Genomic DNA, 22,306 nt, shown 5'->3' on the forward strand with positions numbered 1-22,306 from the left:
ACATGTCGATTGAAGCTGTAACTATCCCCAAATGGGGGATGACTATGACCGAGGGGATCGTTAGCGATTGGCTGGTTGCTGAGGGTGACCAGGTCTCACGCGGTCAGGAAATTATCGAAGTCGAATCTACCAAGACGACTAACGCGGTTGAGTCAGCGGCGAGCGGCATCCTGCGCCGCATTGTAGTAGAGGTCGGCGAAACTGCGCCGGTTGGTGCTCTGGTTGGCGTGATTGCTGATGCCTCTGTGAGCGATGAAGATATTGATGCGTTCATTGCTTCTTTCGCTGGCGCGAATGGCGCGGAAGAAGAAGCAGACCCGAATGGAGCGTCGATCAGAGTGATCGATGTGGGCAATGGGGCGGTGGTTAATGTTCTTACTCTTGGTGCCGAGTCGGACAGCAACGTAGTGTTGCTGCATGGTTTCGGTGGTGACGTTTCTACTTGGCTGTTCAACCAGGACGCGTTCGCCCAACAGCATCGAGTCGTCGCGGTAGATCTACCTGGTCATGGCGCCTCTACGCCTATTCAGGGTGATGATGTTTTCCAAAGTCTGGTCGGTTCGGTTGAGCGAGCGCTTGAGGTATCTGCTCCTGGAAAATTGCATTTGGTAGCGCATTCGTTTGGCGGCGCTGTAGCAGCTGCTATCGCAGCGCATCAGCCTAACCGGGTTGCCTCGATAACGCTGATCGCTCCTGTTGGCCTCAGCAAGGATATCAACAAGGACTTCCTGGATGACTTCATCACGGCAGAGCGTCGTAAGCCGTTGAAGGATGTGTTGGAGCGTCTGCTTGCCGATCCTTCGAAGATTAGCAACGACATGATTGAGGGCACCCTTCGCTTCAAGCGTCTCGAGGGTGTGCCGGAAGCGCTCGCAGCTATCAGGGATACGATTGTTGATGGCGACGTGCAACGTCATTCGATTGGTGGAACTCTTGCTGACTTCTCTGGCCCAGTCGCATTGATTTGGGGCGATAAAGACAAGATTGTTCCTCTGCCAGAAGCTTCGCAAATTCCTTCCAATGCGAAGTTGAGTGTTATTGAAAGTGTTGGTCATATGCCGCAAATGGAGGCGTCTTCAGAAGTTAACTCCATTATCTTGGCTAATATCAGCAAGTCTCTTTAGTTTTAAGTGATCATCAGCGTGTTTTTACATGCTGATGATAAACAGAGAATTTTGAAAGTTTGCGAGGTTTATATGGCCAATCGCTTGACGGGCAAGCTCGTTCTTTTAACGGGTGGCGTAGCTAATATCGGGTTGTCTATCTTGGAGTCTTTCGTTGCAGAAGGCGCCAAAGTAGCAGTGATCGATATTGATGCAGAGCGTGGTGCACAAGTTGAAAAACGATTCCCTGAAGTGGTTAAGTTTTTCCGTGCTGACCTGAGCAGTGAGTCCCAAATTCGTGACGTGGTGAACGACGCCTCTGGATGGATGGGTGGGATTAACACTCTCTGTCTGAATGCCGGCATTCAGCTTTCCGGCCGCATTGAAGTGTTTTCTACTGAGGCGTGGGATAAGGTCTATGCCATCAATGTTAGGGCTAACTTTGTCTTCATTCGGGAAGCGCTCAAATACCTCCGTGAGGCTAAGAAGTCTTCCGTTGTTTTGATGTCTTCGCTTGCGGGTAAACGTGGTGCACCAGGGCTTTCTTGCTACTCCTCGTCCAAGTCCGCAGTGATTGGACTCACCACTACGTTGGCCATTGAACTCGCAAAAGACGGTGTTCGAGTTAACGCGGTATGCCCGGGTTGGATCAATACCCCTTTCAATGATCCTGTCATTGACTTTATTGGTGGTAAAGAGAAGCAGGAGTCGCTGGTTAAGTCCTTGATCCCGCTGGGCCGCGAAGCTGCACCTGATGAAGTGGCGCCGCTTTTTGTATACCTGGCATCGGATGAGTCCTCTTACGTAACCGCGCAAGCAATTAACGTTTGCGGTGGCGCTTACAACTGATACTGGAGCTTTTAAATGACTGTACTGATTACTCATGAAGTGGCCATGGTAGCTCTTCAAGCAGGGATTCAGAAAGCTAAAGAGCTGGATCAACGTTCGTCGCTTTCAATTGTTGATGTAGGCGGCCACCTGGTTGCATTTGCTCGTGTAGAGGATGCTGCATTCGGCACGATTGAGATCGCCAATAACAAAGCTTATACCGCGGCAGCTTTGCGAAAGTCATCCGACACTTGGATGTCGCTCTCTCAGCCAGGCCAAGAGTTGTATGGCATTGAGCGCTCATGCGCGCGGCCATTCGTGGTTTTTGGTGGCGGTCTTCCAGTGACTGTGAATGGCAATGTAGTAGGCGGTGTGGGTGTTTCAGGTGGGCCTGAAGAAGCTGATGTAGCCATTGCGGAAGCCATGGTTGCCGTACTTCAAGCGAAGTAAGCACTTAAAATTATAACGGTAGGAATCCCATCATGGATCCGATCAAAGAAATGCAAGCGAAAACCGCTGCCGAAGTACGGCAGTTGATTCGCGATGGTAGCTTGCGCGCGCCGACCAGTGGGTTTGCTGACGGCTTCATGCAAGCGAACCTCATGATTCTGCCGAAGCGATTTGCTGACGACTTCAAAGTCTTCTGCGATCTGAATCCGAAGAGCTGCCCGCTCGTAGCGATGGGCGCGCCTGGTGACCCAGGCCTTCCGAGCGCTGGGCAAATTGACATCCGTACTGATGTCGCCCGTTATCGTATCTATCGCAACGGTGTTCACACCGAAACTGTAGATAACCTGCTTGATGTCTGGCGTGATGACTTTGTCATTTTTGCGTTGGGATGCTCGTTCTCATTTGAAAACGCTATTCTCAATGCAGGTATCGAAATTCGCCACATCAGTGCTAATCGTAATGTGCCCATGTACGTGACTAATCTGCCAACCAAGGAATATGGCCCATTCAAGGGATCCATGGTTGTGTCGATGAGAGCCTTCCGGCCGAAAGATGCGATTGATGCGATTGTTCTGTCGAACCAGTACCCGCTTGCTCACGGCGCTCCAGTACACATTGGAGACCCTGCCCAAATCGGTATCGAAGACATCGACAATCCTAACTTCGGTGATGCGCCAGTCTATCGTGATGGAGACATCTTTGGGTTCTGGGCATGTGGCGTTACGCCTCAAATGGCGATTAAACAAGCCGGTGTTGATATCGCGATTACTCATGAGCCAGGTTACATGCTTGTGACGGATATTCCGGCAGATGTACCAAATCTCTCAGTCGCTTAATGAATAATTTGTAAGAACGGTGGTGTATGTCAGAGCACAATGCTGAAGTCGTATGGGTCGCCGCGCAACATCCTGAAAAAGCGGATACCTACAGTCGCGACCTAGAAGTTCACATTGGCGAGGAAATTACTATCCCGGCCTCTGCGGCAGCCGATTACATGGGCTCACCTGAGAAGGCAGATCCAGAACAGTTGTTGGTAAGTGCGCTCGCTAGCTGCCATATGCTTTATTTCTTGGCCATTTGCGAAGGGCAGGGGTATGTGGTTAGCAGTTACAGCGATTCCGCGAAAGGGTTCGTTAACAAGCGCGCTGAAGGTGGGTTCTGGGTTTCTCAAATAGTACTACGGCCGAAAGTCGAGTTCTCATCAGCTAAGCAACCCGATCGCCAAACGCTTGAGCGTCTACATCATCGAGCTCATAAAGGTTGTTTTATTGCAAATTCAATTAAGACTGCGGTCGCTATTGAGATTGCGTGATTTGCAAACATTAACGAAAAAGGTGAAGTAAATGAAAGGTAAACTGTTTATTGTTGCAGTGACTTATGCTCAGCCTGGCAAGGAAGCAGAGCTGCAGAAAGCTCTGCTCGAGCTGGTTAGTTACGCCAAGACCGAGCCTGGCTTCGTTAAGTACGACTTGCATGTGTCGCAAGAAAATCCTGGCGAGTTTTTGTTTTATGAAATCTGGGATGATGAAAAATCGCTCGAGCTTCATGGCAACACGGACAACATGAAGGCATTCGGTGAAAAATACGGTCATCTTCTCAAGTCTACTTCGATGAAGAAGTACAACCTTCTGTAATTACAGTAGGAAGTTTGTCAACGTGACCTTCAATGAGTGTGTTGGGCTATGGTAAGTATCGACCTCAATAGCGACCTCGGTGAAAGCTTCGGCGCCTGGACAATGGGTGACGACCCATCGATGTTAAAGATTGTCACCAGCGCCAATATTGCGTGTGGCTTTCATGCGGGCGACCCCGCTGGAATTCTCGCGGTGTTGAAGGAAGCGGCTGCTCGAGGTGTGGCGATTGGAGCTCACGTTGGCTATCGAGATTTAGTGGGGTTTGGTCGACGCGTAATGGAGCCTTCGAGCGCCGAGTTGATTGGCGACGTGATTTATCAGATCGGTGCGCTTCAAGGACTAGCTACTGCTGCAGGAACTCGCATCAGTTACGTAAAACCTCACGGTGCCTTGTACAACACCATTGCCAAGGATCACAGGCAGGGAGCTGATGTCATTGCCGCGATCAAGGCAGTAGATCCGCAGCTAACTCTTCTCGTACTGGCTGGCGCTCCGATTGTTGAGCAGGCACGTGAGAGCGGACTCAGGGTCGTCTGTGAGGCGTTTGCTGACAGGGCTTATAACCCTGACGGTTCGTTGGTTAATCGACGCCACCCAGGAGCAGTCTTGCATGACCCGGAGGTGATCGCGCAGCGAATGCTCCGTTGGGTTCGTGAAGGCTTGATTGACGCTATAGATGGGAGTCTAGTCCGAGTAGAGGCGAGTTCGATCTGCGTTCATGGCGATAACCCGGCGGCGGTCGAAACTGCTCAGGTGCTGAGAGATGTTTTCGTTTCTAGCAATGTTCAGCTCCGCAGCTTCACTCAGTGCGCAGAGGTAGCTAACGATGCCTAAGACACTTCAGTTTCTGCCTGCTGGAAGCAACCGGTTTCTCATTGATTTGGATGACCTCGATACAACCATCCAGCTGTTTGACGCTCTCTCGAGCTCTCCTATTCCAGGAATCGTCGAGATTGTGCCTGGCGCTCGTACGCTGTCAGTAACTTATGACCCTTTGGTCGTTTTACCGCGCGATCTTTACGAAGCGATCTCGGCAGTCACCCCAAATGCCCTGACTGAGCGCGTTGGTGCGCTCGTCGAAATTCCCGTGAGGTATGACGGGGAGGATCTCTCCTTTGTCGCCGAATACTTGGGATGGACAGTAGAGAAGCTCATTCAGCGGCATGCCGAGGCAACATTTACTGTGGCGTTTACCGGCTTCGCCCCCGGTTTTGCCTACATGACTTGTGACGATCCAGCATTCGAACTCCCTCGTCGCGATAGCCCGCGTACTCGGATTCCAGCCGGGTCTGTTGCGCTTGCAGGCCAATTCTGTGGTATCTACCCCTCGGATACTCCAGGAGGGTGGCAGCTACTTGGTACGACTACCGTGCCAATGTGGGATTTGAACCGGGAGAAGGCTGCACTGTTGAGCCCGGGGGATCGCGTCAAGTTCAAAGCCATTACGGAGGCTGAATTTGCGCCTGTGTTTTCCTATGAAAACAGCGACGTGATCCAAGGCTCGGACGGAAAGGGTTTAAGGATTTTGGCTACCGATCGGCCAGCGCTGTTCCAGGATATCGGCCGGCCGGGCAATGCCCATCAAGGCGTTTCCCAGTCAGGTGCAGCAGATCAAGAGGCTTTGCGAAATGCGAATGGCTTAGTAGGCAATCCCCTTGCTACAGCCGCGATCGAGGTCACGTATGGTGGGTTCTCACTTCGAACTGATATGCCGGAAACGCTAGCGGTAGCAGGCGCTCCAACCCCGATTACGATCCTTACTGTAGATGGTCGGAGTGTTTCGATTTCCGGTGAAATGCCGTTCGCGCTGGATGCCGGTGAAACCCTTAACTTGGGTGCGCCATCTACAGGTGTACGCACTTATCTTGCCCTCCGCGGTGGTTATGACGTTCCGGAGATTTTGGGTTCGTCCTCTACAGACACGTTGGCGAAGATAGGCCCGGCTGCGATTAAAGCTGGTGATTTGATCGTTCCCGCCCATGGCCCAAGTTCTGCTGTCAGTGCTCATCCGCTTGCTGTTGCATCACTTCCAAAGGGCTCCGACACCGTTGTTCTGGATGTGATCATGGGGCCACGGACAGATTGGTTCACACCGGAAGCGATTCGCACATTTGTTGAGCAACCCTGGACAGTGACACCTGAATCCAGCCGAGTCGGTGTCCGGCTCTATGGGTTGACTGCACTCGAGCGAGATAACGTAGAAGAGCTTCCATCTGAGGGAACTTCCGTAGGCTCTATTCAAGTGCCACGCAATGGTCAGCCTGTACTGTTTTTAGCAGATCACCCTATCACTGGTGGATATCCAGTAATTGCGGTCGTCGCTAACCATCACTTGTCCTTGGCAGCACAGCTCCCAATCGGCGTGCGAGTCCGTTTCAACCTGATTGCTAATTTCGATCCGCAGGTTAAGGAATTTGATCGATGAAGAAGCTACTAATCGCTAATCGTGGCGAAATCGCCATCCGAGTTATCCGAGCCGCACGTGATTACGGAGTTAAATCTGTTGCGATTTACTCCGACGTAGATGCCGAGTCGCTCCATGTGGAGCTTGCAGATGAGGCATACGGCTTGGGCCCTGGGCGTCCGGCAGAGACGTATCTCAATATTCAGAAAATTGTAGATATCGCTATCAAAGCCGGTGCCGATGCTATCCATCCTGGATACGGTTTCCTTTCTGAGCGTGCTGAGTTTGCTCAGGCAGTTCTAGATGCTGGCATCGCGTGGGTAGGGCCATCGCCTGATGTCATCAAAGCGCTGGGGGATAAGGTTGAGGCCCGTCGGATCGCTCAAGCTGTGGGTGCCCCGTTGGTTAAGGGCACACCAGGCCCGTTGGCCAACGCTCGCGAGGCGGTGGAGTTTGCCAAAGAGGTTGGCCTTCCGCTAGCGATCAAAGCAGCTTTTGGTGGCGGTGGTCGTGGGATGAAAGTAGCGCGAAACCTTGAAGAGGTTGGACAGCTCTTTGACTCAGCCGTACGAGAAGCCACAGAGGCTTTTGGTCGAGGCGAGTGTTATGCAGAGCAGTTCCTGGATCAGCCGCGGCATATCGAGGCACAAGTGCTCGCTGATACTCATGGCAATACGGTTGTCTTGGGAACTCGAGACTGCTCTCTGCAGAGGCGTAACCAGAAACTGGTTGAAGAAGCACCTGCCCCTTTTATCACTTCGGAGCAGCGCCAGTCGATCCATGATTCCGCACAAGCTATTTGCGCACATGCAGGGTATGTCGGTGCGGGCACCGTAGAGTTTCTTCTCTCTCAGAACGGGACAATTTCCTTCCTGGAGGTCAATACGCGGCTGCAGGTAGAACATCCTGTGACCGAGGTCACTACCGGGGTGGATATTGTTGTAGAGCAATTGCGTATAGCAGACGGCTTGCCGCTTTCCATCACTGAAACACCTGCAGTCCGCGGGCATGCATTCGAGTTTCGGATCAATGCTGAAGACCCAGGTCGAGGCTTCCTGCCTACACCAGGTCGCATAGAGAAATTCCGTGCGCCGTCCGGCCCGGGTGTTCGACTCGATACTGGCGTGGAATCAGGGTCAATGATTCCAGGGCTATACGACTCCATGATGGCCAAGCTCATCGTATCGGGTGATACGCGTGAAGAGGCAATCAATCGGGCGCGCCGTGCACTGGCGGAGTTTGAGATTGGCGGTGTCGCTTCGGTGCTTCCATTCCATCGTGCTGTGATTGAGGAGCCAGCTTTTAATGGCGCCGAAAAATTCGGTGTCTACACAACTTGGATCGAAACCGAGTTCAAGGGTGTCGCACCTGCTAGTCGGGTGGAGCCCGCGGAAAGCAACCTCATTCGCTGTTTTATCGAGATTGACGGTAAGCGGCATGAGCTTGGCTTACCCCCTGGATTGTTTGCGGCGAATTCACCGCAATTGTCCACCCGAGGCCCGAACGAGGTGACTGATTCTTCCTCTGTGGAAGCACCTATACCAGGAACGTTGCAGCAATGGCTGGTTGAGGAGGGGGCAACCGTACAAGTAGGAGACGCAGTTGCATTAGTGGAGGCCATGAAAATGGAAACCAAGGTAGTTGCTCGAGTAAGCGGAACAATCAAGTTGAATGCAAATGTGGGAGCACTGGTGTCGTTAGGGCAGGAAATCGCAAAGATTTCACCGCTTGATGCCTGAGCTCAATTTCAGGGGGCGCGGTTGACTAGCGGGCCCCCGCGCTGGAGAGCCAGATTTTAGGTTTCCTGAAGTCTGGAGTTTTTTTCAATCTGAAGCAGGGTAACGACGTCCACGTCGACCCAACGGAGTATGGATCGTGAAAAAGTATAATGTCGCGCTGATCGGAACTGGCTTCATGGGCAAAGCCCACTCCATTGCTACAGCTGTCGTTCCAATTCTTTTCGGCGCGCCGGTAGAAATTGAACGCAAGGTCATCGTCGACATCGACGAGGAGCTGGCTCAAAACGCAGCAAAGCAATATGGTTTCTCTGAGTTCACTACGAACTGGCGCGATGTCGTAAATCGCCCAGATATCGACATCATCGATATCTGCACTCCGAACGACTCTCACGCCGAGATCGCTATCGCTGCGGCGCTGGCAGGCAAGCATGTCATGTGCGAAAAACCAATGGCCATGACTGTTGAAGATGCCGAGAAGATGCAGGCAGCTGCCGAGAAAACCGGTGTGATTACCATGGTTTCCTACAACTATCGTCATACTCCGGCTGTTCAGATGGCCAAGCGCCTGATCGATGAAGGTCGTATCGGCGACATCCTGAATTTCCGTGGCTACTACCTGCAAGACTGGGGCGCAGATCCAGAGCTCCCACTGTCCTGGCGTTTCAACAAGGCCAAAGCTGGCTCAGGTACGCTGGGTGACATCGGTACTCACGTCATTGACGCCGCGCGCCTGTTGGTAGGTGAGTTCTCCTCGGTGAACTCCATTGTGAAAACCTTCATCGAAGAGCGCCCGCTGCCAGCGGGTCGTTTCTTCGGCCCAGCCGGACAAGCTTCCTCTGAGCGTGGCAAGGTCGATGTGGATGACGCCGCACTTACCATGATCAAGTTCACCAATGGCGTCTATGGCACTATCGAAGTAACTCGTAATGCTTGGGGTCATCACAACCAACTTGGTTTTGAGATCTACGGTACCAAAGGTTCGATTGCATTCGATTACCAGCGCCTGAATGAGCTCCGTGTTGCGTTCGCTGATGATCCTAAAGATGTATTTGGTTTCCGTACCATCTACTCCGGCCCTCACCAGCCGTTTGGTGACAAACTTTGGCCTGTTGCTGGTATGGGGCAGGGTTATATCGATATTAAATCGATCGAATGGTACAACTTCTTGAAAGCAATTGCTGAGAAGAGCCCGGCTTCGCCTAACTTCAACGATGGGCTTCAAATTGAGCGTATTGCTGACGCGATTTTGAACTCCGGCGTGAGTGGTGAGTGGGAAAATATCGAGCAGCCGTCTAAGTAACCTTCGACGCATTCCGAGGTGGGCGCGTAAACCGCGCCTGCTTGCTGTCATCCGAAAAATATCCATGTTGATGTTTCTGGGGGACTAGGAGATGAGCGCTTCTATAGGTTTGATTGGTGCAGGAGTAATGGGCTCCGAGCACGGTAGAATTCTATCGCTGGACACACCGCGCAGCACTCTGACTGCTGTTTGCGATTACGATGAGGCTCGGGCACGAAATATCGTCGGAAAAGGACGTGTCTTCAAAGACCCATTGGAGTTAATTCACTCGTATGATGTGGATGCTGTTGTGATCGCATCTCCTGATTCCACGCATTTTGAACTCGTATTGGCTTGTATCGAAGCAGGGAAACCTGTTTTTTGTGAAAAGCCCTTGGCAATGAAAAGCGCAGAGGCGCTAATAATTGTCGAAGCCGAAATTAAGAAAGGCAAAAGCCTGGTGCAGGTGGGTTATATGCGCCGTTTCGATCCAGGGTATATGGATTTGAAAACCAACTTTGATGAAGGCGTGATTGGCGCACCAGAGATCCTTCACAATATTCACCGCAATCCAGTTGCGCCTGAGTGGATGACGGGCGAGATGCTCGTGACAAACGCGTTCGTTCACGAAATAGATGTTGCTCGCTGGGTGCTGGGAAGTGAGCTTGACTCGGTGAGGGTCGTGTCCTCTGACAAGGGGGATCCGATGATGATTGTAGCCCGTATGGCTAACGGATCTATCGTGTCAACGGAGTTATTCATGAACTGTAAGTTCGGCTATCAGGTACAGGCCGAGTTAGTAGGGAGTGAAGGGACTTTAGCTCTTCCACCATTTGCATCGACGTTGCTTAATAAAATGCGAACCCAATCTTCATTTGTACCGAGTAATTGGATTCCAAGATTCAGGGCAGCTTACAAAGCACAGTCGCGAGCCTGGGTGGATACCGTGATATCGGGTAGAAAAAATCATGGCGCATCCGCATGGGATGGTTATGTAACTACTGCTGTAGCTGAACGGATTGTTGCGTCGGTAAGTGCTGGCGAGACCATTAAACTAAGCGTTGCTGAGCGGCCTGAGTTCTATTCTTGATTTAGTCGAAGAAGTACATCAATTTTGTTGGCTTTAATTAGCCATGTCTGACCATAAGACAATAATTAGTTAGAGGTGGTCAAGGTGATTCGATACGCCGTCGTAGGGGCAGGTTGGATTTCGCAAACTGCTTTTATTCCCGCTGTAAATCTTACTGGTAATTCGAAGATAACGGCGTTGGTTTCAGGTAGCCCTGAACGTGCAAGCGAGTTGGCTCGAAAATATGATATTCCTCACGTATTCGATTATGAGGGATACGAAGAGTTGGTCGAAAGCGATCTGATTGATGCAGTTTACATCGCTCTGCCAAACCCTCTTCATGCATCTTTTGCAATTCAAGCTGCGAATGCTGGAAAGCACGTCATTGTTGAGAAGCCGATAGCAACATCGCTGCCCGATGCGGATGCGATGATCTCTACTGCAAAGAGATCAGGTGTATTTTTAATGACAAGTTACCGGCTTCATCACGATATCGGTACGATTACAGCACTTGATGCAGTCCGCGATGGACGTATTGGGGATCCCTTGTTTTTTTCGGCAGTATTTAGTTTCCAAAGTGATCCGGAAAATCATCGGCTGAATGTCGAGAATTGGGGCGGGCCATTACAAGATATTGGTATTTATTGTGTGAATGCCGCGCGGCATATATTCAATGCAGAGCCTATTGAAGTATCGGCGACGAGTACTCGCCGCGCAGATGATCCTCGCTTCTCAAGCTTGGATGACTCAATAGCTGTTACTTTGAAGTTTCCAGATAATCGGATGGCCCAGTTTTATTGTAGTTTTGGAGCCTACTCTGTTGATACCTATAGAGTCGTCGGAACACACGGCACCCTATGCATGGATCCAGGGTTTCGATTTGAGACATCAATGGCGATGAAACTCAAGAACGCACATGAAAGTGAATTTGTTAGCTTTCCGCATTTCGATCATTTCGCTGGCCAGATTTCATATTTTTCTGAGTGTATTCAGGTAGGGGTAGAGCCGAGCCCAAATGGTGAAGAAGGCCTTGCTGATCTTGAGGTCTTGTTTGCTATTGAGCGCGCGGCTGCTTCTGGAGTTCCGCAGCGACTATATCCGAAGTCTCCTCGTGTTGGGCCATCAAAAGGCACACTTCGGATGATTGAAAAAGGTGTTAGTCACTGACGTCTGGGCTAAAAAAACCTGTCTAGAAAAGTAAATTATTGGGAGTATTTTTTTTGTATATCGGAGTGCCATTAGAGACTGCAGCTGGCGAAACGCGTGTTGCTGCGACACCTGAAACGATCAAAAAACTTGTCGCTTCTGGCCATCAAGTTGTTGTTCAGAGAGGTTGCGGTTTGTCAGCCAGTATCTCGGACAGCTCTTATGAGGCCGTTGGTGCCAGTGTGGGGGAGGCTAGCGATGCCTTTGGCGCTGACCTTGTCCTCAAAGTGGTCGCACCTAACGACGATGAGCTCATGCTGTTCAAGCGTGGCGCCGTTGTAGTGGGGATGCTCAACCCGTTTAGCAATGAAACCATCGCCAAGATGGCTGAATGCGGCATCACCGCGTTCGCGCTGGAGGCTGCACCACGTACCTCCCGTGCTCAAAGCCTGGATGTGCTGTCCTCGCAAGCCAACATCGCCGGTTACAAAGCCGTGCTGCTGGCCGCTCATTACTATCCGCGCTTCATGCCGATGCTGATGACCGCTGCAGGTACCGTGAAAGCCGCTCGAGTGCTGATCCTCGGTGCCGGTGTGGCCGGTTTGCAGGCCATTGCCACGGCCAAGCGCCTGGGTGCAGTGATCGAAGCGTCCGATGTGCGTCCTGCGGTTAAAGAGCAGATCGAATCCCTCGGCGCCAAGTTCGTCGACGTGCCTTACGAGACCGATGAAGAGCGTGAATGCGCCGTCGGTGTCGGCGGTTACGCGCGCCCCATGCCCGCCAGCTGGATGCAACGCCAGGCCGTGGCCGTGCATGAACGCGCCAAACTGGCAGATATCGTCATCACCACCGCGCTGATTCCGGGCCGCAAGGCGCCGACGCTGTTGAGCGCGGAAACCGTGGCGCAGATGAAGCCGGGCTCGGTGGTCATTGACCTCGCGGCCGCCCAGGGCGGCAACTGCCCGCTGACCGTGGCCGACCAGGTGGTCGTCGCAAACGGCGTGACCATCGTCGGCCCGACCAACCTGGCCGGCGCGGTCGCGGCGGACGCTTCGGCGCTGTACGCCCGCAACCTGCTGGACTTCCTGAAACTGGTGTTCACTAAGGAAGGCCAGTTCGACATCAACCTTGAAGACGATATCGTCGCCGCGTGCCTGATGTGCCGCGATGGCCAGATCGTGCGCAAGAACGGCTGAGGATAAAAACAATGGAAGACATGCTGATCTCTCACGGTATCTACAACCTGATCATCTTCGTGCTGGCCATCTACGTCGGCTACCACGTGGTCTGGAACGTGACACCTGCGCTGCACACCCCGCTGATGGCCGTGACCAACGCGATCTCCGCCATCGTCATTGTCGGCGCCATGCTCGCCGCCGCCCTCACCGTCACCCCACTGGGCAAGGCCATGGGCACCCTGGCCGTGGCGCTGGCGGCGGTCAACGTGTTTGGTGGCTTCTTGGTCACCCGGCGCATGCTGGAAATGTTCAAGAAGAAAGCGGCTCCAGCAAAGGCTCCGGCAGCCAAGGCCGAAGCAGTCAAGGCTGAGGTGCAACAAGCATGAGCATGAACCTGGTTACTTCCCTGTATTTGATCGCCTCGGTCTGCTTCATCCAAGCGCTCAAGGGGCTCTCGCACCCAACCACCTCGCGCCGCGGCAATCTGTTCGGCATGCTCGGTATGGGCCTGGCGATCCTCACCACGGTGAGTCTGATCTACAAACTCGGTGCCGAACTGGCCCATGACGGTATCGTCTACGTGATCGTCGGCCTGCTGATCGGCGGCACCGCCGGTTCGATCATGGCCAAACGCGTTGAAATGACCAAAATGCCGGAACTGGTCGCCTTCATGCACAGCATGATCGGCCTGGCCGCGGTGTTCATTGCCATTGCGGCTGTCGTCGAGCCGCAGTCCCTGGGCATCGTCCAGCATCTGGGCGACGAAATCCCGACCGGTAACCGCCTGGAACTGTTCCTCGGCGCGGCCATTGGTGCAATCACCTTCTCCGGTTCGGTGATCGCTTTCGGCAAACTGTCGGGCAAGTACAAGTTCCGCCTGTTCCAGGGCGCACCGGTACAGTTCAGCGGTCAGCACAAACTGAACCTGCTGCTGGGCCTGGCCACACTGGCGCTGGGCGTGACCTTCATGCTGACCGGCAACCTCAGCGCCTTCGCTTTGATGCTGGCACTGGCGTTCGTCATGGGCGTGTTGATCATCATCCCGATCGGCGGCGCCGACATGCCGGTAGTGGTGTCGATGCTCAACAGCTACTCCGGCTGGGCAGCGGCGGGTATCGGCTTCTCGCTGAACAACTCGATGCTGATCATCGCCGGCTCGCTGGTGGGCTCCTCCGGTGCGATCCTCTCGTACATCATGTGCAAGGCGATGAACCGTTCCTTCTTTAATGTGCTGCTCGGTGGTTTCGGTAATAGCGCGGATGCGGGTGACACTGGTGGTTCGAAAGAAGCGCGCCCGGTCAAATCCGGTTCGGCAGACGACGCGACCTTCCTGCTGACCAACGCCGACACCGTGATCATCGTTCCGGGCTACGGCCTGGCGGTGGCCCGTGCTCAGCATGCGCTGAAGGAACTGACCGAGAAGCTGACCCATCGCGGCGTGACCGTGAAATATGCGATCCACCCGGTGGCCGGTCGTATGCCGGGCCACATGAACGTGTTGCTGGCCGAGGCCGAAGTGCCTTACGACCAGGTGTTCGAGATGGAAGACATCAACTCCGAGTTCGGCCAGGCCGACGTGGTACTGGTGTTGGGCGCCAACGACGTGGTCAACCCGGCCGCGAAGAACGATCCGAAATCGCCGATTGCTGGCATGCCGATTCTCGAAGCGTTCAAGGCCAAGACCATCATCGTCAACAAACGCTCGATGGCCAGCGGCTATGCCGGCCTGGACAACGAACTGTTCTACCTAGACAAGACCATGATGGTGTTCGGCGACGCGAAAAAGACTATTGAGGATATGGTCAAGGCGGTTGCGTAGTTCACTGAGCCCATCAGTCCGAGCCCCGCTCGGTGATAACAATAGCTTATCGCCGAATATCGCAAATGGAGATTGGACTACGTCGATTGGATCGCTGAATATCAAACGAGCCTTATGGATGATGTAAGGGATTTTTTAGTAACTGTTCGAATGAACTAATTTTCGACTGAGAGCGCACTATGAACAATTATAAAGATCGCGTGGTTGTTGTTACTGGAGCAGGGTCAGGAATGGGGCGGGCAATGGTTGCCGAGTTTGTTTCTCGCCAAGCATATGTTGCTGTATTAGATATAAATCTGAAGGCTGCAGAAGAATCTGTCGCTCAACTGACAAATCCTGAGTTTGCTTTTGCGCATCGTGTGGATGTTAGTGACCCTGAAAGTGTAAAAGAAGCGATCGATGCTGTTATTAAGAAGTGGGGCCGTATCGATCTGCTTTGTAATAACGCTGGGATTCTCGATGGTCATGCCACTGCGCACGAAGTGTCGCTAGAGGAGTGGAATAAAGTCATTGCAGTGAATTTGACTGGGCCTTTCCTTATGGCCCGCGCTGTAATTCCACAAATGCTCAAGCAAAAGAAAGGCGCGATAATTAATACGTCTTCAACGTCAGGTTTCAGTGCAGCTGGTGGTGGCACCGCTTATACGGCTTCGAAACATGGCGTGATTGGCCTCACTAGGCAGCTAACCTTCGAATATGGTGCTCGTGGCATCAGAGTCAATACCATTTGCCCTGGTGCTACCGCTACACCTTTGGCCATGGCTGATCCTGTCACGGTGAACTCTCCTGATATGGCCGCAGCTCTTCAAAAATTCCCTGCACGCCGCTGGTGTCAGCCAAGCGAAATTGCCAAGTTGGCCGCGTTTTTAGGTGGGGATGAAGCCGACTTTGTTCACGGTAGTGAGTATGTCATGGATGGTGGTTGGCTAGCTGCTGCCCGTGACCCGTTCTAAATAATAGCGGTTCCTATCTTAAAACTCGCAAGGGTGAACATGATGTTTAGCAAGCGTGAATGGCCTGATTGTGGCGTCGAAGGTTTCAAACGCGGTTTTGAAACCGTAGATGGCGTGCGTATGCACTACGTCAGTGGCGGCGTTGAAGATGGCGAAGTGATGGTGCTGGTCTGTGGCTTCCCGCAGAGTTGGTATGCTTGGCGTAAAGTACTACCTGAATTGGGTAAACACTATCGCGTTATTGCACCAGACCTCCCTGGTCAGGGTGATTCGGATCGTCCTGCCAACTGTGATACCGCCAATATCGCTCGCCTTCTGCGCGGTCTGATGGACAAGATCGGGGTAGATAAGCATTCATTAGTTTCGCACGATCTTGGTGCTTGGGTTAGCTACCCCTATTGCGCAAACTACGGTGACAAGGTCACCGGTTGGGCTATTTTGGACTGTGGTATTCCAGGAATCAGTTTGCCTGACAACCTTCCTTGGGCCGCCAATGTCGCCTGGCGCACCTGGCATTGCGGATTCCATAACCTTGTAGATTTGCCAGAAGCCTTGTTGGAAGGGCGTGAGCACATTTATCTGCAATGGTATCTGCAGCGCAAAGCTGCAATCCCGCAGATTTTCACTCAAGACGACTTTGAAGAATACCTGCGTGTGTTCAAGCTCAATGGACTCAAGGGCGGGTTGGCTTACTACCGCGCCATGTCCGTGTCCGCCGACCAGAACCGGGAGCTGACCAAGAAAGGCAAGTTGCAAGTCCCGATCCTCGCGGTGCGTGCCGACCAAGGCTCGATGCCTGATTTGGTAGGTGAGCTACAAAAAATCGCAACTAATGTCACCGGCACCATGGTGCGCAGCGGTCACTACATCCCAGAAGAGCAGCCTGAGCAGCTGGTCAACGAACTGGTGAAGTACTTCTCTGATCTGTGACGCCTTACGGGGGCTGCACTGATCAAGAGGATGTCTACTGAACGTTAGCGGCTTGGGGAAAGGTCAGTCGTTAACGTGTCAGTGGTGAGACTGCTGCAGGCTCTTCATAGGGACATTCTACGCTTTACATGGCTTTGCTAGGAGTTCGTCTTGCTGCGGCTCCTAGCCTTTTTATCTGATTAATTGTCTTCTCACGCGGCTGCCGCCGTGAGTCGCTTTTTTTGTGTCCCAAAATGATCCAGAAACAATCTCGTGCAGCGCTTTAGACTCCTCGGCGAGATATGGGCGCACCTCACGTAAAAATCTCAGAGTACGTGGAAGTAATTAGCGCGGGATTTTATTGCGAAGCTTTTGGTAAGTTGGATATATATAATAGGGGATAGAATAATGACGAATGTCAGCCAGATAAAGGTGAGTTATCATGATGACCCGCGAGTGTTGACCGAGCAATCGGCAGAAGACTATTCTCGGCATGTAGTTCCTCTCGCCGCGCGATCTGGCCGTTGGAGTCTGGCAATGGCATCTTGGTCGGTGCTCAGTGCTTTGTTCTATCTTTATATTAGCGTGGCTGTAGCGCAGGCAGTTGGAACTCGTAGTGCATTGATTGGCATTGGATTGTCGATTTTGTTCTACGGATTGATAAACTACATTATCTGTCAGCGTTCTATAAAAAACGGACTTTCGGTAGCCCTGCTCTCCAGAGGTATTTTCGGTAACGCAGGCGCAATCATTTCGTCGCTGCTGTTTGCTGTCACTGCAATTTATTACGCAGTTTTTGAAGGCTCTATCATCGCTGTTGCATTTCAACAGTATTTTGCACCAGACAGTGACATTCGATGGTGGTATTTGTTGGTGGTTCTCTATGCTATGCCGCTCGTTATGGGGGGGGTACAAGTGTGGATGGACAAACTCAACGGAGCTTTATTGCCGCTGTATGTTGGAGGCTTGCTGTTGATTATTGTAATGGCGGGCAACCGCTTTGGGTTTTCGACAGACTTTCTCTCTATACAGCCTTCGTTGGATACCAGTATGCCCGGGTGGTTGTGGGCGTTCATTGTCTACATGGGAATCTGCGTTAACATGATGGTTACCGCAGAGTTCTCTCGATTTGGCAAGCCTGAGGATGCAAAATTCCATGGAGTTATCACTTTCGGGCCACTATTCTACTTTGCGCTCTATGCTGTAAACGGACTGGCTGGCATCTTCATTATGGACACCGTCTTTCCTGGTCTGAAGGCCAGTGAGCAAGGGATAGCTGAAGCAGTACTGAAGTCTTCAGGCTTGGTGGGTTTGTTATTCATCCTGATCAGCCAAACTCGTATCAACACCGCTAATTACTATATGGCATCTTTAAATATGGCAGGGTTTGCAGCGCGAGGACTCGGACTGCGATGGTCTCGAGGCGTATGGGTACTGTTCGTCGGTGCATGTGTTTACCTACTGATGCTGACAAATGTCTTCAGCTATTTGCTCAAAGCGTTGGCATGGCAGGGTGTTGCAGTTACATCTTGGGTCGCGATTCTCCTGACTCATTACGCTCTATATCCAGACCCCAAAAGTGACGAGTTCCGGCCTGGCAGAGTGAAGGCAATCATGCCTGGTGCGTGGGCAATTCTATTATCAACCGCTGTCGGAATATCGTTGATCGAGTTAGGAGATAAGGGCGCCTGGTATGTGGAGATCGCGCCAATACTGATCGCGATTCTCGCAGCTTCGAGCTATTGGATTATCAATAAATTAGCGGAAAGTCGTCCGCTTGTGCGTTTGGCTGAGCTTCGTGAGGAAGTGCAGGATGTGTGGTGCCAGCACATTGAGTGCCATGTCTGCGATCGCTCTTACAGTGCCATTGAAATGGACAGGGATCCGTCGGCAAGTCAGCAAGCCATCTGCACTGGGTGTGCTGAAGGAAATCAGAACTTCTTAAAATCCGTGAAACTTGAATCTCATCAGTTGAGTGTGCTGTCAAAAAATCAGTCAGGTGTGGAAGGCTTGAGATAGAAGTGATTAGTAATCAGTTGGATGGCCACTTCATCTCGTAACCTGAGATTGGGTGAGCCATCTCACAAACTGAAACTCAGCTGTCCTTGGATTTGTGTTTGGCCGTAAACCTTATCCTGTTTTCAGGATGAGGTTTTATGCTGTCGAGCTTTTACTAAAACAACTTCTGCGGTTGATTGAGTGTTGAATCGATTGTTTTTTAAAAAAAATAAATAAGATCCCAATTTTTTATTTTTTCGCTATCTGCCATTTTTAGCTGAATTACTGCGGCTGGCTTTTTTGTGAGCATCAGCGCTTGTATTAGTCTTAGGTGAGATGATGAAGCATAAGGTTGTAATTGTTGGTGGTGGAGCAGGTGGACTTGAGCTGGCGACTAAACTTGGGAGAACACTCGGAAAGCGCAAAAACGCCGAGATCACGTTGGTTGATGCAAATCTGACACATATTTGGAAGCCATTACTTCATGAGGTGGCTGCTGGATCACTGGATCCAAGCATTGATGAGCTCAACTACTTCGCTCAAGCAAAATGGAATCATTTTTCGTTCCAATATGGTCGTATGGTTGACTTGGATCGTGACCAGAAAACCATAACGTTTAAGTCCTCGAACTCCGAGGTGCGTGAGATTCAATACGATACCTTGGTTATGGCGGTTGGCAGCCAGTGCAACGATTTTGGGACTCTAGGTGTTCAGGAGTTTTGCCATTTCTTGGATAGTCGCGCCCAGGCTGAGAAGCTTCACAAGCTGCTTCTTTCTCGTTACATGCGTGCACATGCCACGGACAAATCTACCCCTCTGCGAATTTCAATTGTGGGAGCGGGAGCGACCGGTGTTGAGCTGTGTGCAGAGCTTCAGCATGCCATTCGTATTATCGAGGGATATGGTGTTCGTCACGCTTCACCGTCAACCCTAAAGATAACTTTGGTGGAGGCCGGGCCGCGCGTTCTCCCTGTTCTCAATCAAGACGTAAGCGAAACTGTCCATTCCGGACTCACTGATCTTGGTATCGATGTCCGCGTAAGCACGGCTGTGAAGGAAGTCATTGCTGAGGGCGTACGTTTAGCTGACGGTAGCATCGTCAGTGCAGATATGACGATTTGGGCTGCTGGTATCAAAGCACCGGCATTCCTCAAAGAACTAGCTGGGCTTGAGACGAACCGGATCAACCAGCTCCTGGTACGCCGCACATTGCAGACGACTCTAGATGAATCAATCTTTGCCATCGGCGACTGTGCGTCATGCCCAATTTCGGACGAGGGGGGCGGATTTGTTCCACCTCGAGCACAAGCAGCTCACCAGCAGGCTGAAATGCTTAGCAGGAGCTTGTCTCGGTTGATTGCCGGAGGATCGCCTTTGAAATTCAATTATGAAGATCGCGGTACTCTCGTTTCGATGGCGTCATTCAATGCTGTAGGTACGCTGACCGGCTTGCTTGGATACAAGAAGGTCACAGAAGGGCTTTTCGCACGAACCCTCTACATGTCGCTTTATCGGTTGCACCAAGCATCACTCTACGGGGCCCCGCGGATGCTACTTAAGGCGTTTGCCGAGTGGTTACAGCGTAAGACGCGGCCTCGGCTTAAGCTGCATTAAATGAAGCAGTGCTCGTATATTTATCGATGCCTGTCTGACAGTCATGAGGACTGACTTGATCATACCCTCGGTGCGTTCAGCACCAAGGGGTACAGAAAGACATGTACCCCTTGGTGCTGAACGCACCGATGGTGGCGATTCACCCAGAGCTCTAGTCGTAGTTGATTTCGATTGAGCGTCTTTGAAGAATGGATTGACGGGCGGCGTCCATTACCACTGCCGCATCGTAGGCATCATTCATTGTTGACAACGGTGCTTTGCCTTCCGCCAAGCATTCTCCAAGGAAGAATTTCTGGGCTTGGTAAAAACTGTCCCAGTAAGTCCCATCGTCCCAGAACGGCAGCCTTGCCTCTCCAAACCTCATGGTGTCCCAGGGAACGACGGTCGAACCAGCTTTACCAATGAGTTTGAAGTACACCGACCATGGTTCACGACTGCGGTCGTCTGCTGAGAAGCTGCCCCATAGGTTGGCAATGGTACCGTTCTCATATTCAGCGACGATCATTAACTGGTCTTGTGCTTGAGGATCATTGAAATGCACATTTGATCCTGTAGCAAAGACCCGCTGCGGGCGGCCCAGGAAGTAAAGCATGCTGTAGGTATGATGGATCATCAATTCGTGCATTGTTAAATCGGGCTTCCCCATTTCAGCGGGGTGACGCTTATTGTAAATCGCCCAAAAATTTAGAATGTCACCCAAATGTCCCTTGTCTATATGGGCTTTAACTCGCCGCATTGTTTCTGCATAGATATAGTTGTGCGAAGGCATACAGACCCTGTTCACTACTTGCGCAATGCTAGCTAGCTCTCGAATTTGCTCTGGGGTGTCACAGATTGGCTTCTCTAGAAGGACGTGTTTTTTAGCCAGTAAAGCTTCCTTTGCTAAAGAGAAATGAGTTTCGGCATTTGTGCACACGAACACTGCATCGATGCTTTCATCTGCCAGGAGTGCTTGAGGAGAAGCGTAAACCTCTCCGCCAAACCTCTCCTTAAACGCAGCGGTTTTCGCAGATGTCCTACCCCAGCCTCCGACGTAGGCTGCGGGATCAATTTCCTGCAGGGCAGTAACGTGGAGTTCGGCTACGTTACCGAGCCCAAGAATTCCTACTTTCATTCTGTTTCCCCCTGTTCTGTTGCAATCAGTAGTTGATGTCGACGGGTTCACCGCGCGCTAGGGATTCTGTTGCCGCATCAGCAATCAGTTGTGCGCATAAGCCGTCGTTGGCGTTAGGGGTGGGGGCAATGCCGTTAGTGATGCAGTTGATGAAGTGCTGCATCTCAGCCAAATATGCGGGGCCGAAGCGTTCAAGGAAAAATGGTTTGGCGACAGGCATCGAGAAGCCCGTATTGGTCGCACTCTCTACCAGTGATTCATGCACGTTTGAGACACGTAACATCCCCTCAGATCCATGCACCTCAAGTCTTTGGTCGTAACCATAGGTAGCCCGACGAGAGTTGGATATCTGGCATATTTTTCCCGACTTGGTCATCAGCACTGCAACTGCAGTATCGACGTCACCCACCTCTCGAACGGCAGGATCGACTAGCGCTGAACCGGTCGCAAAGACCCGAGTGGGATTTTCGCCTAACAGAAAGCGAGCGAGATCGAAGTCATGAATCATCATGTCGCGGAAAATCCCACCAGACCCTTTGAGGTACTCGATCGGTGGTGGGGCAGGGTCTCGGGATGTGATGGTGACTGTTTCCACGTTACCGATTTCACCAGACGCCAGGCGTTGCTGAAGGGCACCGAAATGAGGATCGAAGCGCTGGTTAAACGCGGTCATGAATGGCACGCCTTCTGCCTCAACTTTTGCAATGCACAGCCGCACCCGTTCAGACGACATGTCTATCGGCTTTTCACAGAAAATTGGCTTTTTGGCGTCTGCGACAGCGTGAATCAGATCGAAGTGAGTGGGTGATGGTGAGGCGATGATTACTGCATCGATGTCAGCTCCGTAAATGATGTCCTCAACAGAGCGTGCCTCAACATTAAATCGTTTTGCACAAGTCGACGCGGCTTCTGGCACTGCATCTGCTACCGCAACGAGTTTAGCGGACGGGATTTGAAGCAAGCTCGCAGCATGTACATTTCCAATTCGACCGCAGCCGAGTATTCCTACTCTGATCATTATGAAAGTCTCTTTTTTTGTTGGTTGGATCTGTTTCGGCAGGCTGTGTCA

General features: G+C 51.9%; 21 protein-coding genes. 19 read left to right on the plus strand and 2 right to left on the minus strand.

The window, feature by feature from the left end:
- Positions 1-2 precede the first annotated feature (2 nt).
- From AC1RPZ_RS11885 to AC1RPZ_RS11975, 19 genes are all read left to right on the plus strand, one after another.
- Entirely contained in the window at positions 3-1,124 is a 1,122-nt protein-coding gene (locus AC1RPZ_RS11885) for an acetoin dehydrogenase dihydrolipoyllysine-residue acetyltransferase subunit (RefSeq protein WP_493137220.1), read from the plus strand.
- A 6-nt stretch (positions 1,125-1,130) separates the two neighbouring features.
- On the plus strand, positions 1,131-1,952 hold the full coding sequence (locus AC1RPZ_RS11890) for an SDR family NAD(P)-dependent oxidoreductase (RefSeq protein ID WP_493137221.1): 822 nt from the start codon (positions 1,131-1,133) through the stop codon (positions 1,950-1,952).
- 15 nt (positions 1,953-1,967) lie between these two features.
- The gene (locus AC1RPZ_RS11895; RefSeq protein WP_493137222.1) at positions 1,968-2,381 is read left to right on the plus strand and encodes a GlcG/HbpS family heme-binding protein; all 414 of its coding nucleotides are present in this window, start codon (positions 1,968-1,970) and stop codon (positions 2,379-2,381) included.
- 32 nt (positions 2,382-2,413) lie between these two features.
- Positions 2,414-3,217: a putative hydro-lyase gene (locus tag AC1RPZ_RS11900; RefSeq protein ID WP_493137223.1), complete on the plus strand. Its 804-nt coding sequence runs from the start codon at positions 2,414-2,416 to the stop codon at positions 3,215-3,217.
- A 26-nt stretch (positions 3,218-3,243) separates the two neighbouring features.
- A complete protein-coding gene (locus AC1RPZ_RS11905) occupies positions 3,244-3,693 on the plus strand; it encodes an OsmC family protein (protein WP_493137224.1) in 450 nt (149 codons plus the stop codon).
- Positions 3,694-3,724: 31 nt separating this feature from the next.
- Positions 3,725-4,015 carry a putative quinol monooxygenase gene (locus AC1RPZ_RS11910; RefSeq protein ID WP_493137225.1) on the plus strand — a complete coding sequence of 97 codons (291 nt, stop codon included), beginning with the start codon at positions 3,725-3,727 and terminating at the stop codon, positions 4,013-4,015.
- Positions 4,016-4,063: 48 nt separating this feature from the next.
- Positions 4,064-4,849: a LamB/YcsF family protein gene (locus AC1RPZ_RS11915; protein WP_493137226.1), complete on the plus strand. Its 786-nt coding sequence runs from the start codon at positions 4,064-4,066 to the stop codon at positions 4,847-4,849.
- Positions 4,842-6,440 carry a 5-oxoprolinase subunit B/C family protein gene (locus tag AC1RPZ_RS11920; protein WP_493137227.1) on the plus strand — a complete coding sequence of 533 codons (1,599 nt, stop codon included), beginning with the start codon at positions 4,842-4,844 and terminating at the stop codon, positions 6,438-6,440. The genes AC1RPZ_RS11915 and AC1RPZ_RS11920 overlap by 8 nt, the downstream gene beginning before the upstream one ends.
- The gene (locus AC1RPZ_RS11925) at positions 6,437-8,158 is read left to right on the plus strand and encodes an acetyl/propionyl/methylcrotonyl-CoA carboxylase subunit alpha (RefSeq protein WP_493137228.1); all 1,722 of its coding nucleotides are present in this window, start codon (positions 6,437-6,439) and stop codon (positions 8,156-8,158) included. The genes AC1RPZ_RS11920 and AC1RPZ_RS11925 overlap by 4 nt, the downstream gene beginning before the upstream one ends.
- Positions 8,159-8,294: 136 nt before the next feature.
- A complete protein-coding gene (locus tag AC1RPZ_RS11930; protein ID WP_493137229.1) occupies positions 8,295-9,458 on the plus strand; it encodes a Gfo/Idh/MocA family protein in 1,164 nt (387 codons plus the stop codon).
- Positions 9,459-9,549: 91 nt separating this feature from the next.
- A complete protein-coding gene (locus tag AC1RPZ_RS11935) occupies positions 9,550-10,527 on the plus strand; it encodes a Gfo/Idh/MocA family protein (protein ID WP_493137230.1) in 978 nt (325 codons plus the stop codon).
- An 84-nt stretch (positions 10,528-10,611) separates the two neighbouring features.
- Entirely contained in the window at positions 10,612-11,673 is a 1,062-nt protein-coding gene (locus AC1RPZ_RS11940; RefSeq protein ID WP_493137231.1) for a Gfo/Idh/MocA family protein, read from the plus strand.
- A gap of 53 nt (positions 11,674-11,726) precedes the next feature.
- The gene (locus AC1RPZ_RS11945; RefSeq protein ID WP_493137232.1) at positions 11,727-12,848 is read left to right on the plus strand and encodes a Re/Si-specific NAD(P)(+) transhydrogenase subunit alpha; all 1,122 of its coding nucleotides are present in this window, start codon (positions 11,727-11,729) and stop codon (positions 12,846-12,848) included.
- Between the two features lie 11 nt (positions 12,849-12,859).
- Positions 12,860-13,216 (plus strand): NAD(P) transhydrogenase subunit alpha part 2, encoded by a 357-nt coding sequence (locus AC1RPZ_RS11950; protein WP_493137233.1) that lies wholly within the window; start codon positions 12,860-12,862, stop codon positions 13,214-13,216.
- On the plus strand, positions 13,213-14,649 hold the full coding sequence (locus AC1RPZ_RS11955) for an NAD(P)(+) transhydrogenase (Re/Si-specific) subunit beta (protein ID WP_493137234.1): 1,437 nt from the start codon (positions 13,213-13,215) through the stop codon (positions 14,647-14,649). Before AC1RPZ_RS11950 ends, AC1RPZ_RS11955 begins: the two co-directional genes overlap by 4 nt.
- Positions 14,650-14,828: 179 nt before the next feature.
- On the plus strand, positions 14,829-15,602 hold the full coding sequence (locus tag AC1RPZ_RS11960; RefSeq protein ID WP_223507681.1) for an SDR family NAD(P)-dependent oxidoreductase: 774 nt from the start codon (positions 14,829-14,831) through the stop codon (positions 15,600-15,602).
- 42 nt (positions 15,603-15,644) lie between these two features.
- Positions 15,645-16,532 carry an alpha/beta fold hydrolase gene (locus tag AC1RPZ_RS11965; protein WP_223507682.1) on the plus strand — a complete coding sequence of 296 codons (888 nt, stop codon included), beginning with the start codon at positions 15,645-15,647 and terminating at the stop codon, positions 16,530-16,532.
- A 387-nt stretch (positions 16,533-16,919) separates the two neighbouring features.
- On the plus strand, positions 16,920-18,530 hold the full coding sequence (locus tag AC1RPZ_RS11970) for a purine-cytosine permease family protein (protein ID WP_493137235.1): 1,611 nt from the start codon (positions 16,920-16,922) through the stop codon (positions 18,528-18,530).
- Positions 18,531-18,848: 318 nt separating this feature from the next.
- On the plus strand, positions 18,849-20,123 hold the full coding sequence (locus AC1RPZ_RS11975; protein WP_493137236.1) for an NAD(P)/FAD-dependent oxidoreductase: 1,275 nt from the start codon (positions 18,849-18,851) through the stop codon (positions 20,121-20,123).
- A gap of 151 nt (positions 20,124-20,274) precedes the next feature.
- Here AC1RPZ_RS11975 and AC1RPZ_RS11980 read toward each other — a convergent pair whose 3' ends face one another.
- Positions 20,275-21,237 (minus strand): Gfo/Idh/MocA family protein, encoded by a 963-nt coding sequence (locus AC1RPZ_RS11980; protein ID WP_493137237.1) that lies wholly within the window; start codon positions 21,235-21,237, stop codon positions 20,275-20,277.
- A gap of 25 nt (positions 21,238-21,262) precedes the next feature.
- A complete protein-coding gene (gene iolG, locus AC1RPZ_RS11985) occupies positions 21,263-22,255 on the minus strand; it encodes an inositol 2-dehydrogenase (RefSeq protein WP_223507686.1) in 993 nt (330 codons plus the stop codon).
- Between the last annotated feature and the right edge of the window lie 51 nt (positions 22,256-22,306).

This window comes from Pseudomonas sp. GW822-FHT02D10 (assembly GCF_058802345.1).

Excerpts from the sequence above, each read along its gene's own strand:
- AC1RPZ_RS11885 (WP_493137220.1), top strand. The coding sequence starts at position 3 with ATGTCGATTGAAGCTGTAACTATCCCCAAATGGGGGATGACTATGACC.
- AC1RPZ_RS11895 (WP_493137222.1), top strand. The coding sequence starts at position 1,968 with ATGACTGTACTGATTACTCATGAAGTGGCCATGGTAGCTCTTCAAGCA.
- AC1RPZ_RS11900 (WP_493137223.1), top strand. The coding sequence starts at position 2,414 with ATGGATCCGATCAAAGAAATGCAAGCGAAAACCGCTGCCGAAGTACGG.
- AC1RPZ_RS11905 (WP_493137224.1), top strand. The coding sequence starts at position 3,244 with ATGTCAGAGCACAATGCTGAAGTCGTATGGGTCGCCGCGCAACATCCT.
- AC1RPZ_RS11910 (WP_493137225.1), top strand. The coding sequence starts at position 3,725 with ATGAAAGGTAAACTGTTTATTGTTGCAGTGACTTATGCTCAGCCTGGC.
- AC1RPZ_RS11915 (WP_493137226.1), top strand. The coding sequence starts at position 4,064 with ATGGTAAGTATCGACCTCAATAGCGACCTCGGTGAAAGCTTCGGCGCC.
- AC1RPZ_RS11920 (WP_493137227.1), top strand. The coding sequence starts at position 4,842 with ATGCCTAAGACACTTCAGTTTCTGCCTGCTGGAAGCAACCGGTTTCTC.
- AC1RPZ_RS11925 (WP_493137228.1), top strand. The coding sequence starts at position 6,437 with ATGAAGAAGCTACTAATCGCTAATCGTGGCGAAATCGCCATCCGAGTT.
- AC1RPZ_RS11935 (WP_493137230.1), top strand. The coding sequence starts at position 9,550 with ATGAGCGCTTCTATAGGTTTGATTGGTGCAGGAGTAATGGGCTCCGAG.
- AC1RPZ_RS11950 (WP_493137233.1), top strand. The coding sequence starts at position 12,860 with ATGGAAGACATGCTGATCTCTCACGGTATCTACAACCTGATCATCTTC.
- AC1RPZ_RS11955 (WP_493137234.1), top strand. The coding sequence starts at position 13,213 with ATGAGCATGAACCTGGTTACTTCCCTGTATTTGATCGCCTCGGTCTGC.
- AC1RPZ_RS11960 (WP_223507681.1), top strand. The coding sequence starts at position 14,829 with ATGAACAATTATAAAGATCGCGTGGTTGTTGTTACTGGAGCAGGGTCA.
- AC1RPZ_RS11965 (WP_223507682.1), top strand. The coding sequence starts at position 15,645 with ATGTTTAGCAAGCGTGAATGGCCTGATTGTGGCGTCGAAGGTTTCAAA.
- AC1RPZ_RS11970 (WP_493137235.1), top strand. The coding sequence starts at position 16,920 with ATGACGAATGTCAGCCAGATAAAGGTGAGTTATCATGATGACCCGCGA.
- AC1RPZ_RS11975 (WP_493137236.1), top strand. The coding sequence starts at position 18,849 with ATGAAGCATAAGGTTGTAATTGTTGGTGGTGGAGCAGGTGGACTTGAG.
- AC1RPZ_RS11980 (WP_493137237.1), bottom strand. The coding sequence starts at position 21,237 with ATGAAAGTAGGAATTCTTGGGCTCGGTAACGTAGCCGAACTCCACGTT.
- iolG (WP_223507686.1), bottom strand. The coding sequence starts at position 22,255 with ATGATCAGAGTAGGAATACTCGGCTGCGGTCGAATTGGAAATGTACAT.